Below are 13,597 nucleotides of genomic sequence, written 5' to 3' on the forward strand. Positions count from 1 at the left end.
CGTTTTGGGGGCCAGATTCAGCGCACACCGTCAGAGAAAGCCGGCCTTGGCCAGGGTCTCCATGGTCAGGGTCGAGGCGCTGCTCTCCTGACTTTTCCCCATCATCAGCCGCTCCAGATAACGGGCGATCTGATCGACCTCGAGGTTGACCTTGTGACCCGGCTTCCAGCTGGCAATAGTGGTCTCCTGCGCGGTGTGGGGCACGATGGTCAGACGGAAAAGGTCCCCCTGCACCGCGTTCACGGTGAGGCTGATGCCATCTACCGCAATGGAGCCCTTCTCGGCGATATAGCGGGAGAGCTCGCCCGGCGCCTTGATCCAGTACTCGATGGCGCGGCCGCTGCTGGAGACGCTTTTCACCTCCCCTACCCCATCCACGTGGCCGGAGACCAGATGGCCGCCGAGGCGGGAGGTAGGCATCAGTGCCTTCTCGAGGTTGACCCGATCGCCCACCCTGGCGGCGGCAAAACCGGTGCGTGAGAGGGTTTCCAGCGACACGTCGGCGGTATAACTCTTGTCGCCCAGCGCTACGACCGTGAGACAGACGCCGTTGGTGGCGATGGAGTCGCCCAGTTTGACGTCGCTAAAATCCAGACCTGGTGCGTGGACGGTGAGGGCCATGTCCTCCCCCTGACGACGCAGTTCGGCCAGGGTCCCCACCGCTTCGATAATTCCGGTAAACATGCAGATCACCTTGCTGATGACGGGGGCAGCAGATGCCCCCTTGAACATTGAAAGATCAGGCTATTTTGGCGGTAATGCGAATATCCGGCCCCACCATGCGCACGTCCTTGATGACGAGCTTGGGCGCCTGGAACAGCCGGGTCAGGCCCGGCAGATGGAACAAACCACGCCCCTCGTCACCCATCAATTTGGGCGCCTGATAGAGCACCAGCTCATCCACCAGCCCCTTATCCAGTAGAGCGCCGCAGAGCCGCGGGCCCGCCTCGACCAGAACCGAGTTGACGTTCTGCTTGGCCAGCAGCATGAAGAGGCTGACCAGATCCAGCTTGCCATCCAGCAGCGGCAGCTCCAGCTGCTGCACCCACTCGGGCCACTCGCCGGACGCCTTGTGACGGGCCAGCAGCACCGGACTCTCGCTCTGGAACAGCGGCAAGTCGGGTGTGAGGCGGTTTTGCGAATCGACGATGACTCGCAGCGGCTGGCGCAGGGTCTCTTTGGGATAACTCGCCTTGACCGAGGGGGGCAGCTCGTCCCAGCGCACGGTCAGGGAAGCGCCATCGGCCAGCACGGTTTCGGCGCTGGAGAGCACTGCATCGTGACGGGCCCGCAGCCGCTGCACGTCGCGGCGCGCATCCGGGGAGGTGATCCACTGGCTCTCGCCGCTCGCCATGGCGGTGCGGCCATCGAGGCTGGCCCCCAGCTTGACGGTCACTCGCGGGAAGGCGGTACGCATCCGCTTGAAAAAGCCCGGGTTGAGCGCCTCGGCTTCGCTCGCCAGCAGGCCGAAATCGGTCTTGATGCCCGCTTCGGAGAGCATCCGCAGGCCGCGTCCGCCAACCTGGGGATTGGGGTCAACCATGGCCGCCACCACCCGGGCCACCCCGGCGTTGATCAGCGCCTCGGCGCAGGGAGGGGTACGGCCGTGGTGGGAGCAGGGTTCGAGGGTCACATAGGCGGTAGCGCCACGGGCGTTGTCACCGGCGGCGCGCAGGGCGTAAACCTCGGCATGGGGCTCGCCCGCCTTCTGATGCCACCCTTCGCCAACCACCACGCCATCTTTGACCAGCACGGCGCCGACGCAGGGGTTGGGGGCCGTGGTGTAGCAGCCGCGGCGGGCCAGTTCGAGCGCCCGACTCATCCATTGGTAATCATCTTGACTAAACATTCGGGCTCCTTTGACAACACATCTCGACTTTACGCAGTATCGTAGGTTCGATTAGCGCAGCGTAATCGGACGCGGCAACATGGGTGAGCATGGAGGTTTACTTCTCCAGCTTGGCAATCTCTTCGCCGAACTCGCGAATATCTTCGTGTCCTGAGGTAGAGAGGGGCGAAGCGGATATCCACTTGCCCATCCGATACCATCATTTCTCCAATTTGGCGATCTCTTCACCGAACTCGCGAATATCTTCGAAGCTGCGATAGACGGAGGCAAAGCGGATATAGGCCACCTTGTCCAGACTCTTGAGCTCATCCATCACCAGATTGCCTACCAGCTCGGAGGCGACTTCGCGCTCGCCGGTGGCACGCAGGCGGGATTTGATATGGTTGACCGCCTTTTCGATGGCCTCCATGCTCACCGGCCGCTTCTCCAGCGCCCGCAGGATGCCGGCACGCAGCTTGTCTTCGTTGAACGGCTCGCGGGAACCGTTGGACTTGATGACGCGGGGCATCACCAGCTCGGCCATCTCGAAGGTGGTAAAACGCTCGTGACAGAGCAGACACTCACGACGGCGGCGCACCTGATGGCCTTCTGCCACCAAGCGGGAATCGATCACCTTGGTATCAACCGCACTACAGAATGGGCAATGCATCGGACCTCCGGCGTTAATGGAACAGGGACCGGCCCGGCGGGCCAGGATCTAGGTCGGCCAGTGTAGCACGGCCATCCAAAACCGGTAAAAGCCAGAAAAAACAATGCCACCCGCAGGTGGCATTGGTCTCAAACCGGATGGTCTGGCTTATCAGCCATAAACCGGGAAGCGGCGGCAGATATCCAGCACCTTCTCACGCACGGTGGCCAGCACGGCATCGTTGTCGTGGTTGTCCAGTACGTCGCAGATCCAGTGGGTCAGCTCGATGGACTCGGCTTCCTTGAAACCGCGGCGGGTGATGGCCGGGGTACCGATGCGTACACCGGAGGTGACGAACGGGGAGCGCGGGTCGTTGGGCACGGAGTTCTTGTTGACGGTGATGTTGGCTTTGCCCAGCGCAGCGTCAGCATCCTTACCGGTCAGCTCGCGGCCGATCAGGTCAACCAGCATCAGGTGGTTGTCGGTACCGCCGGAGACGATCTTGTAACCGCGCTCGATAAAGGTGGCGGCCATCGCCTTGGCGTTTTTCACGACCTGAGCCTGATAGGTCTTGAACTCGGGCTCCAGCGCCTCTTTGAAGGCAACGGCTTTACCGGCGATGACATGCATCAGCGGGCCACCCTGACCACCCGGGAAGACGGCAGAGTTGAGCTTCTTGTAGAGCTCCTCGTCGTCAGCGGCGGAGAGGATCAGACCACCGCGCGGACCGGCCAGGGTCTTGTGAGTGGTTGAGGTGACCACGTGAGCGTGGGGAACCGGGTTCGGGTAGACGCCAGCGGCAATCAGACCAGCCACGTGGGCCATGTCTACGAACAGGTAAGCACCGACCTTGTCAGCGATTTCGCGCATGCGGGCCCAGTCAACGATGCCGGAGTAGGCAGAGAAGCCACCGATCATCATCTTCGGCTTGTGCTCGACAGCCTGACGTTCCATGTCGTCGTAGTCGATCTTGCCGGACTCATCGATACCGTAAGGCACGATGTTGTAAAGCTTACCGGAGAAGTTGACCGGAGAGCCGTGGGTCAGGTGACCGCCGTGGGCCAGGTTCATGCCCAGTACGGTGTCGCCCGGCTGCAGCAGAGCCATGTAAACGGCGCTGTTGGCCTGGGAGCCGGAGTGCGGCTGCACGTTGGCGTAAGTGGCACCGAACAGCTCTTTGGCGCGCTCGATAGCCAGGGTTTCGACCACATCCACATACTCGCAACCACCGTAGTAACGCTTGGAGGGGTAACCTTCAGCGTACTTGTTGGTCAGCTGGGAGCCCTGGGCTTCCATGACACGGGGGCTGGTGTAGTTCTCAGACGCAATCAGCTCGATATGCTCTTCCTGACGACGGGTTTCGTCTGTGATGGCCTGCCACAATTGCGGATCATAATTGGCGATGGTCATGTCACGTTTCAACATCCGTTTCTCTCCTGAAAATCGTTTGCGCGTTAGGTGAAGTGGGCGCGGGCATTGTAACGTGAGCTGGATCAAAGAGACAGTCCAACCACCTAAAAAAATGTTGAATTTATGTTGTAAAAAGCAAGATTCCCTCCCCGTTCAATACCCTGGCCGCTCCGCCAAACGGCACATTTTTCATCCCGCTGCAGGCGGGCAAAACCCGAAGGGGATCACAACGCCCTCTTTATCCATCCTGTAACATATTCATTCGAAACAAATTTAATGATGATGGAGCTGATTGCAGCCATGCATCCGAGGGGCTGCACCTAACCGGAGGAGTTCAAGATGGACCATCTGCTGACATTCGTGATCCTGGCTGTCTTTTTTCTGTTCTACTGGATCTACTACACCAGCCAACGCAAACATGTCCCCACCACCTCGTGGGAGCAGCTCCCCACCAAAGCCGACTATCTGGCGGCCCACCCTGAATCAGTCGATGGCGATATCATCTTCTGTTATCACTGCGGCCACCACGAGTTGCTGGAGGTGGGCATGGTGCACCTGACCGATTTTCGTCGGGAATGGGTCTGTGCCAAGTGCAAGCAGGTGCTGTTTCGCGAGAGCGAATAACGGCGCAGGGGCTGGCCCCCTCTGAACGTTGTGCATCGCCAGCAGGGATCAAAACGGCGCATCCCTGTCGGCCGCCAACCACTGCTGCAACCCGCTCACCGCCGCGTCAAATTGCGCCCCGATTGTCGCAGGCTCCCCGCCTCCCGCCTCAAGAGCCGCACAGTGGCTGGCAAATTCGGTCAACCCAAGCGCCAGCGCACTCCCCTTGAGCTTGTGCGCCAGCTGACGTTGCTCACTTCCCTCACCCTGAGCCAACTTATCCACCAACACCCGCCCTTGCGACTCAAACAGCGCGACCAGCTGACGGATCCGCGCCATGCCGAGCAGGGGCAGATCGGCATCCAGCACCGGATTGGCCCACTCGGGGTGGTTAGTTGGGGGCACGGCTACTGATAACTGCACCTGCGGCTCGATAGAGGCCCCTTCTTGCCGAAATAGTTGATCTATGGCGTTCGCCAGCACCGCCAGCCGCACCGGCTTGCCGACAAAATCGACAAACCCGGCGGCAAGGCAGTGGCGGATATCCTCCGGATACATCTGGGCCGAGATGGCGATGGCGGGCAGCGGCCGCTCATGCATCTCCTCGCTGATGGCGGCCAGATCCTCGCGCAGGGTCATGCCGTCCATATCGGGCAGATTGATATCGAGCAGCGCCAGCTCGAAGGGGCGCTCGGTCACCAGCGCCAGCGCGCTGCGACCATCCTCCGCCAGGGTGACGCGATGGCCGAGGCGGGTCAGCATGCCGTGCGCCACCAGCCGGTTGATCTCGTTATCCTCCACCAGCAGGATGTCGCGGGACTGGCCAAGGTGCAGCGGTTGCGCCTCGGCAGGCAGCTGAGCACTCGAGCGTTGCAAGGGCAGGCTGAAGCTGAATTCACACCCCTTGCCCGGTTCGCTGGCAAGGATCAGCTCGCCCCCCATGGCGGCCACCAGCTTGCGGCTGATCGCCAGTCCCAACCCGGTGCCGCCCTGATGGCCTATATCGCGCTTGCGCTGGCGAAACGCCTCGAACACCGCCTCCTGCTCATCGGCCGGAATGCCGGGGCCGGTATCGCGCACCACAAACCGGATGCAGGGCTCGGCGCAAGGGCCTTGGCAGGCAAGAGGCGCCACCGTCAGGGTAATCTGGCCACGGGCGGTAAACTTGACCGCATTGCCGAGCAAGTTGCCGAGCACCTGCCGCAGCTTGCCCAGATCCCCCTCGACCACAGGCGCCAGCTCGGGTGCATATTCCAGCGCCAGGGTGACCCCCTTGGCCGCAGCCTTTGGCCGGAACAACGCGCTGAGTTCATCCACCAGCTGGAACAGGGGGAAGGGCTCGCGGCGCGCCTCCACATGGCCCGCCTCGATCTTGGAGTAGTCGAGAATGTCGTTGAGGATCTCCAGCAGGGATTCGCCACTGTGCTCGATGGCGGCCAGATAGCGCTGCTGGGTATCGCTCAGGTGGGTATCTTCCAGCAGCGTCAGGCCCCCGAGAATGCCGTTCATGGGGGTGCGGATCTCGTGGCTCATGGTGGCGAGAAACACCGACTTGGCCCGGTTGGCCTGCTCGGCCTCGGCGCGAGCCTGCCGCTGCTTCTCCACCTCCTCATTGAGCCGCTCGTTGGCGTGGCTGAGCTGGCCGGTGCGCTCCTCGACCCGCGACTCCAGCTCTCGCTGATAGCGGCCCAACTCGACCGCATTGTCACGAAACACCTGTAAAGCTCGGCCCAGCTCCGCCAGCTCATCGCGCCCGGTGCTGGCGATCGGCTCAAGAGGTGCCAGATCTCCGCGTGCCAACCGGCTCATCCCCGCCACCGCCCGTTGCAGCGGCCAGACGATCCGGCCGTAGACCATGCGCCACATCAGCAGCATCAGTAGTAGCAGGGTGAGCAGGCCAATGCCCATCAACGCCTGCTCCAGCAGCCTGAGGCGCTGGCTTAGCGCCTGCTGGCTCTGCCCCAGCGAATCGCGGGCACGGCTGACAAGCTCTCCGACCTGCTGGTTGAGACTGCTCATCAGAGCTTCATTGGCATTGGCCAGCACCCGCAGCGCCTCCCCCTTGCCGAGCCAGTCGCTGCGCAGTTGCACCAGCTTGTCGCTCTGTGCCAGCACGGTCAGCGCCTGTTCCACCGCCTGCCGGCGGGCCGGGTCGGTCACAGCCCCGGCCCGCAGTTGCAAGATGGCCAGCTCCCGCAGCCCCTCTTGCAATAGCGTTTGCAACTGTTCCTGTCGTTCGCTGCGCCACATCTCCTCGATGCGCTGCTGCTGCATCAGGGTACGATGACGCAGCTCGGTCATCTGCTCCAGCCAGTCAAGATCCTGCTCCAGCAGGCGGTCCAGCGTCCGGGTCGCCTGCGCACCTTGCTGTTGGTAGAGGGAACCCAACCCCGCCACCATCACGGTTTCGGCGTTCTCCATCTGGCTTCTCGACAGCTCGGCGATCTGCCCAGCCGCCGCCACCAGACGGGCCCGCTGCGCCTCCCCCTGCGCCATCAGGGTCAGTCGCTCTCCCACCAGCCAGCCCTGCTGACCCAGATTACCGATAATGCTCTGGCTGAGCTGATCGAGGCTTGTTGAACCCTGCCCACGGCCAAGTTGTGCCAGTACCTGCTGCAACTGTTGCCCCTGCAGAGTGAGCAAGCGTCCCTGATGCTCCCGCTCCTGCTCGCTGGTCGCGGTGGCCAGCAGCCGCGACGCGCTCTGGATCTCGCCGCTGAGGCGAGAGAGCGTGCGGGCCAGCTCCTGATCGGCCAACGTCTGCTGCACCCCTAGCTCCAGCTGGCGCAGATGGCTAAGCCCCACCCAGCCCAGCAGGGAGGCACTCAGGGTCAACAACGCCATCAGGGAGAAGGCCAGCAGCAACTTGCCACCCAGGCCGGAAAAGATTCTCACGGGAAGTCCCTTGGTTGTGGTCGGCTTTGACCGGATAATATGGCCCAACACTTTAACAAAACCCCTGGCCATGCGAAGCGTCTATCTCTCCCCGTTGTTGCTGATCTGGTTGCTAATGCTTCCCCGCGCCGCCCTCGCCTTTGCAGTCGATATCTGGCCCGGCGGCGAATTCAGCGGCCAGCCGGTGCGCCAGCAGTGGCAGGAACCCGCCGCCGCAACCAAACCGCTGACCCTCTGTGCCCTCTACCCCCATCTGCGCGACGCCTACTGGCTTTCGGTCAATCAGGGCATGGTGGACGAAGCGAAGCGGCTGGGAGTCAAGTTGCAGATCCACGAAGCAGGGGGTTACGGTGCCCTCGCCGAGCAGCGCCAACAGTTGCAGCGCTGCGTGCAGGAAGGGAGCGACGCCATCTTGCTCGGCGCGGTGAGCTATCAGGGCTTGCGCGAGGCCATCAAGGTCACGCCGTTGCCGGTCTTTGGGTTGGTCAACGATCTGCCCAGCGGTCTGGTGCAGGCGAAGGTGGGGGTCTCCTGGTACCAGATGGGCTGGCAAATCGGCCACTGGCTGGCGCAGCGTCACCCCGCCGGCAGCAAACCGGTCTCGGTCGCCCTCTTCCCCGGCCCGCAGGCAAGTGGCGGCAACAACTTCGTCGAGCCGGGCTTTGCCGATGCCATCAAGGGGAGCGCCATCAAGCTGGTCACCACCGAGCGCGGCGACAACAGCCGGGAAATCCAGCGCACCCTGGTGCAGCAGACGCTGGCCCGCTATCCCGACCTCGACTATCTGGTGGGGGGCGCCATCGCCGCTGAAGTGGCGGTCAACGAGCTGGCGCAGCGCCGTCTCGACAGACCCCAGGTGCTGAGCACCTACTTCAGCCACGGGGTACAGCGGGGCCTGCGCCGGGGCAAGATCCTCGCCGCCAACAGCGATCAGATGCGGCTGCAGGGGCGCCTTGCGGTCGCTCAGGCGGTCTGCCTGCTGCAACACCCTGATGCCAATGCCGAGCAGTGCCCGCGGGTGATGGGGCCACCCATTCTGACGCTGTCTGCACCGCTGGCCGTCCCCGCAGATTCCCTCTCGGATGGCGCTTTTCGTCCCGTCTATCGGGTCGAATAGCCGTTCCAAATCCGATTAGCACACTCAAGGAGAAGAGATGAAAGAGTTACATGCAAGCTGCCTGTGCGGCGCCGTCGCCCTGACCCTGCCGGATCAGTTCGACTATAATGGGGAACTGCCACTGCAGCGAATGCCGCAAGTTTTCAGGAGGAGATTACGCCTCGGTCGGCGGACTGGATGGCAGCAAGGTCACCATAGTGAAGGGGGAAGAGGCCATCGGCCGCTACCGGAAATCGGCAGAGACCACCCTGGCCTTCTGTGGTCACTGCGGTTCCAGCCTGTTCAGCCAGAAGAGCAGCAGCGGCAAGATCAACCTGCGCCTCGGGGTACTGGACGATGTGCCGAGCCAGCGACCCGCGTTTCACATCTTCGTTGGCTCCAAGGCGCCCTGGCACCAGATTGGCGACGACTGCCCGCAATTTGATACACGCCCGCCGGTCTGATACCCGGTCAAACAGGCCAGGGCCACCGCAACGGGGTCAGGAGGCTATCTCGCCGGCAAACAGATAGCCTTCACCATGGACGGTGACAAACAGCTGGGGATCCCGCGGATCCGCTTCCATCTTGCCGCGCAGCCGCCGGATCAACACATCTATGGTGCGATCGCTCGGGCCATCGCCGCGATGGCTGATGAGGGTCAGGATCCGCTCCCGACTGAGCACCCGCCCGGCATGGGCGACAAAGGCCACCAGCACTTCATATTCGGCCTTGGTCAGACGCACCGGCACTCCGTCCTTGCTGAGCTGGCGGCGGGGAATATCAAAACGCCAGGGGCCAAAGCGCACCGCATCGTCAGCCACCGCAGGCTCGCTCGGCGCGGCGGCCGCCAGCGAGATCCGCCACAGCAGATTCTTGACCCGCACCAACAGTTCCCTGAGCTCGAACGGCTTGGTGACATAGTCGTCGGCCCCCATCTCGAGGCCAACAATCCGGTCCACCGCATCGCTGCGGCCGGTGACCAGAATGATCCCTACCGTGCTGCGCGCCCGCAGTTCACGGGTCAGCAGCAGACCATCTTCCCCCGGCAGATTGATATCCAGCATCACCAGATCGACCGTCTGCTCCGCCAGCACGGCGCGCATCTCCTGGCCATTTTCGACCGCCGCCACCCGATAGCCCTCCCGCTCGAAATAGCCGGTCAGCTTCTCGCGGGTAACCGCATCATCTTCAACAACCAGAATGTGGTAGCTCATGGGCAGGGTTCACGATGGTCGACAAGGGAGGATTATTCTATTCACATTTTGTCATAAATACCCCTATTTCATTAATTTGTGGCGGCAGCCCTGTTCACAACGCCTCCCTATCATGGCTCCCATCAAAAAAGTGATGTGAGAGAGCATGATGAAAAAACTGTGGCACTTCCTGCGCACCCCCAGCCGTCGCTGGTCGGTACTGACGCTGCTTCTGGTGGGCGTCGGCGTCACCCTCGCGGGCACCGTCGGCCTGCACTACGGCTTTGAGAAAACCAGCAGCCTCGAATTCTGTATCTCCTGCCACTCCATGAAAGACACCGTCTATCCGGAGTACAAGGAGTCCATCCACTTCAAGAATGCCTCAGGGGTACAGGCGGTCTGTACCGACTGTCACCAGCCGAAGGATTTCGTCGGCAAGGTGGCCCGCAAGATGGAGGCGGCCAACGACCTCTATCAGGAGTACATAGGCCACAGCATCGACACCCAGGAGAAGTTCGAAGACCGGCGCCTGCATCTGGCCGAGAAGGTGTGGGCGCGGATGAGCAGCCAAAACTCCAAGACCTGCAAGTCCTGCCACAGCTACGACAACATGGATCACGCCAAGCAGTCCCCGGCGGCAGCGCTGGCGATGAAAGATGCGGCGGCGAAGAACATGAACTGCATCGAGTGCCACAAGGGCATCGCCCACGAACTGCCCAACATGGCGGGCGGCTTCCGGGCCACTTACGCCACCCTGGTCAACGACGCGCAAGAGGCGCCAGCCGCCGAGACCCTCTACAACCTGGGTGAAAAAGATCTCTATGCCAGCGAACAGAGCAGCTACCCGGTCGGCAAACTGCTGCCCGCCTCCCGCATCGATGTGGTGGACCGCAGCGGCGATCGCCTCAAGGTGACCATCGAAGGGTGGCGTGAGAGCGACGGCAAGGGCCGGGTGCTGAGCGAATACATGGGCAAGCGGGTCTTCGTCGCCACCATCCGTGACGAACTGAAAGCGAGCGAGAAAGTGCTCAAGCAGGAGACCGACAGCGCCACCCATATCAAGTGGGAGCAGGTTCAGGTTCAGGCCTGGGTCGATGGCAAGGGCTTTGAGTCCTCGCTCAAACCGATCTGGGATTACGCTGGCGAGATGTACAAATCCACCTGCAACTCCTGCCACGGCGCGCCGGATCCCGCTCACTTCACTGCCAACGGCTGGATTTCGGGACTCAAGGCGATGTCTGCCTACTATCGCCTGAGCAAGGAAGAGGAGCGCACCCTGCTCAAATACCTGCAAAACCATGCCGCCGATACCGGTGGTCAGGGCAGCCACTAAGTCCGGATTCGAAAGAGGAATAACAAGATGATCAATATTTCCCGTCGTGGTTTTCTGGGTGGCTTGCTGGCCAGCGGTGCCTCTGCCCTGATCGGCCCCTCCCTGCTCGGTCGCGCCGTGATGGCCGCCGAGTCCGGCGACAAGCTGGTGCAGTCCGGCTCCCACTGGGGTGCCTTCCGTGCCCGGGTGGTCGATGGCCGCTGGGTCGAGACCCTACCGTTCGAGCACGACAAGCACCCCACCGACATGCTCAAGGCCTTGAATGAAGTGGTCTACAATCCCTCCCGCATCCGCTACCCCATGGTGCGGCTGGACTGGCTGCGCAAGGGCCACCAGTCCGACACCAGCGAACGTGGCCAGAACCGCTTCGTGCGGGTGACCTGGTCCCAGGCGCTGGACTTCTTCTATCACGAGCTGGAGCGGGTGCAGAAGATCTATGGCCCGAGCGCCCTCTATGCCGGCCACTCCGGCTGGCAGTCGGTGGGCAAGCTGCACTCCGCTGGTGCCATGCTGGGGCGCGCCATGAACCTGCACGGCACCTATCTGGCCAAGGCTGGTGACTACTCCACCGGTGCCGCCCAGGTGATCCTGCCCCACGTGGCGGGCGCCATGGAGGTATACGAGCAGCAGACCTCCTGGCCGCTGGTGCTGGAACACAGCAAGACCATCGTTATCTGGGGCTCCGATCCCATCAAGAACCTGCAGGTGGGCTGGCTGGTGCCGGATCACAGCGTCTACGACTACTGGGCGCAGTTGAAAGAGAAGGTGGCCAAAGGCGAGATCCGGGTGATCAGTGTCGATCCGGTCAAATCCAAGACCCAGAAGTACCTCAATTGCGATCAGGTGACCCTGAATCCGCAGACCGACGTACCGCTGATGCTGGGCATCGCACACACCCTCTACAGCGAGAAGCGCCACGACGAGGCGTTCCTGAAGAACTACACCACCGGCTTTGACAAGTTCCTGCCCTACCTGCTGGGCACCAGCGATGGTCAGGTGAAGGATGCCGAGTGGGCCGCCGCCATCTGTGGCGTACCAGCCGAGACCATCCGCGAGCTGGCCCGCGCCATGAGCAGTGGTCGTACCCAGCTTATCGGCGGCTGGTGTGTGCAACGCATGCACCACGGCGAGCAGTACGCCTGGATGCTGGTGGTACTGGCCTCGATGATTGGCCAGATCGGCCTGCCGGGGGGCGGTTACGGCTTTGGCTGGCACTACAACGGAGCGGGCACCATCACCTCCAGCGGCCCCATCATGTCCGGTTTCAGCTCGGTAATTCCCGGGGTCAAGCCGCTCCATGACGGCGACTGGAAGGGCTACTCCAAGTACATTCCGGTAGCACGTTTCGTCGACTGCATCCTCAATCCGGGCAAGCAGATCGCCTTCAACGGCCAGACCATCACCTACCCCCACATGAAGATGGCGGTGTTCTGCGGCAACAACCCGTTCCACCACCAGCAGGATCGCAACAAGATGGTCGCGGCCTGGCGCAAGCTGGAAACCGTGGTCAGCATCGATCACCAGTGGACCGCCAGCTGCCGCTTCGCCGATATCGTGCTGCCCGCCACCACCACCTATGAGCGCGATGACATCGAGCAGTGGGGCTCCCACTCCAACGCGGGCATTCTGGCCATGTACAAGGTGGTAGAGCCGCTGTTCGAGGCGCGCGATGACTACGACATCTTCGCCGATCTCTGCCGTCGCTTCGGTCGCGAGGCCGAGTTCACCGGCGGCAAGAGCAAGCTGGAGTGGATCCAGAGCATCTATGACGACGCCCGCCTGCAGGGCCGCGGCATCGGCATTCGTCTGCCCCGTTTCAGCCAGTTCTGGCACGGCGAGGGCTTCGTCACCTTCCCGGCGGGCCAGCCCTGGGTGCGCCACGAGTCGTTCCGTCAGGAGCCGGATCTGGAACCCCTCGGTACCCCGTCTGGCCTTATCGAGATCTACTCCAAGACCATCGCCGACTACGGCTATGGGGATTGCCCGGGCCATCCGGTCTGGATCGAACCCTACGAGCGCTCTCACGGCGGGCCGGGCAGCAAACAGTACCCGCTGCACCTGCAATCCTGCCACCCGGACAAGCGGCTGCACAGCCAGCTCTGCTCCTCCGACAACTACCGAGCCACCTACACGGTGCAGGGTCGCGAACCTGTCTACATGAATCCGCAGGATGCCAAATCCCGTGGCCTCAAGGATGGCGATCTGGTGCGGGTGTTCAACGGCCGCGGTCAGGTATTGGCCGGGCTGGTGGTGAGCGATGACTACGCCCCTGGGGTGGTGCGCATTCAGGAAGGAGCCTGGTATGGCCCACAAGAGGGTGGCAAGGTAGGTACGCTCTGTACCTATGGTGACCCCAACGTGCTGACCGCCGACATCGGCTCCTCCAGCCTGGCGCAGGCCACCACGGCCCATACCGCGCTGGTGGAGATCGAGAAGTTCCGCGGACAGGCACCCGCCATCACTGCCTTCGGCGCGCCGGAATCGGCCAAGGGCATCGACCCCATGTTCCCGGCACGCTGACCCAGGGGGGACGAAAGCGCCCCCTTGAGTTTCCTTTATTTTTAAAGTCGTTAGAATCGGGAGCCATCAA

Annotated in this window: 10 protein-coding genes and 1 pseudogene; 5 read left to right on the forward strand and 6 right to left on the reverse strand. The window is 62.4% G+C overall.

Annotated elements, in window-relative coordinates:
* Positions 1-30: 30 nt before the first annotated feature.
* The 4 genes from ACTG2G_RS06665 to glyA form a co-directional block, all read right to left on the reverse strand.
* Positions 31-684 carry a riboflavin synthase gene (locus tag ACTG2G_RS06665; protein ID WP_043823065.1) on the reverse strand — a complete coding sequence of 218 codons (654 nt, stop codon included), beginning with the start codon at positions 682-684 and terminating at the stop codon, positions 31-33.
* 55 nt (positions 685-739) lie between these two features.
* A complete protein-coding gene (gene ribD, locus ACTG2G_RS06670) occupies positions 740-1,849 on the reverse strand; it encodes a bifunctional diaminohydroxyphosphoribosylaminopyrimidine deaminase/5-amino-6-(5-phosphoribosylamino)uracil reductase RibD (RefSeq protein ID WP_421387223.1) in 1,110 nt (369 codons plus the stop codon).
* Between the two features lie 199 nt (positions 1,850-2,048).
* Positions 2,049-2,498, reverse strand: coding sequence for a transcriptional regulator NrdR (nrdR, locus tag ACTG2G_RS06675; RefSeq protein ID WP_005338880.1), 450 nt, complete (start codon positions 2,496-2,498; stop codon positions 2,049-2,051).
* Between the two features lie 150 nt (positions 2,499-2,648).
* Positions 2,649-3,902, reverse strand: coding sequence for a serine hydroxymethyltransferase (glyA, locus tag ACTG2G_RS06680; protein WP_005338884.1), 1,254 nt, complete (start codon positions 3,900-3,902; stop codon positions 2,649-2,651).
* 324 nt (positions 3,903-4,226) lie between these two features.
* Between glyA and ACTG2G_RS06685 the strand changes: the two genes are divergently transcribed.
* A complete protein-coding gene (locus ACTG2G_RS06685) occupies positions 4,227-4,511 on the forward strand; it encodes a hypothetical protein (RefSeq protein WP_421387225.1) in 285 nt (94 codons plus the stop codon).
* A 48-nt stretch (positions 4,512-4,559) separates the two neighbouring features.
* On the opposite strand, the gene torS is transcribed toward ACTG2G_RS06685, so the two are convergent.
* On the reverse strand, positions 4,560-7,385 hold the full coding sequence (gene torS / locus ACTG2G_RS06690; protein ID WP_439985298.1) for a TMAO reductase system sensor histidine kinase/response regulator TorS: 2,826 nt from the start codon (positions 7,383-7,385) through the stop codon (positions 4,560-4,562).
* Between the two features lie 70 nt (positions 7,386-7,455).
* On the opposite strand from torS, the gene torT reads away from it, so the two are divergent.
* Positions 7,456-8,502: a TMAO reductase system periplasmic protein TorT gene (gene torT / locus ACTG2G_RS06695; RefSeq protein ID WP_439985299.1), complete on the forward strand. Its 1,047-nt coding sequence runs from the start codon at positions 7,456-7,458 to the stop codon at positions 8,500-8,502.
* 37 nt (positions 8,503-8,539) lie between these two features.
* Positions 8,540-8,945: pseudogene (locus tag ACTG2G_RS06700) on the forward strand (GFA family protein).
* A gap of 36 nt (positions 8,946-8,981) precedes the next feature.
* Here ACTG2G_RS06700 and torR read toward each other — a convergent pair.
* Positions 8,982-9,695 (reverse strand): two-component system response regulator TorR, encoded by a 714-nt coding sequence (gene torR, locus ACTG2G_RS06705; RefSeq protein WP_421387228.1) that lies wholly within the window; start codon positions 9,693-9,695, stop codon positions 8,982-8,984.
* Positions 9,696-9,840: 145 nt separating this feature from the next.
* Here torR and torC point away from each other — a divergent pair, with 145 nt between their 5' ends.
* Together torC and torA are read left to right on the forward strand one after the other, a co-directional pair.
* Complete coding sequence (torC, locus tag ACTG2G_RS06710) at positions 9,841-11,007, forward strand: pentaheme c-type cytochrome TorC (protein WP_439985300.1); 1,167 nt, start codon at positions 9,841-9,843, stop codon at positions 11,005-11,007.
* A 27-nt stretch (positions 11,008-11,034) separates the two neighbouring features.
* Positions 11,035-13,527: a trimethylamine-N-oxide reductase TorA gene (gene torA / locus ACTG2G_RS06715; protein WP_421387230.1), complete on the forward strand. Its 2,493-nt coding sequence runs from the start codon at positions 11,035-11,037 to the stop codon at positions 13,525-13,527.
* Positions 13,528-13,597 lie beyond the last annotated feature (70 nt).

This window comes from Aeromonas sp. 55A, from assembly GCF_051919665.1.
GTDB classification, from domain to species: domain Bacteria; phylum Pseudomonadota; class Gammaproteobacteria; order Enterobacterales; family Aeromonadaceae; genus Aeromonas; species Aeromonas veronii.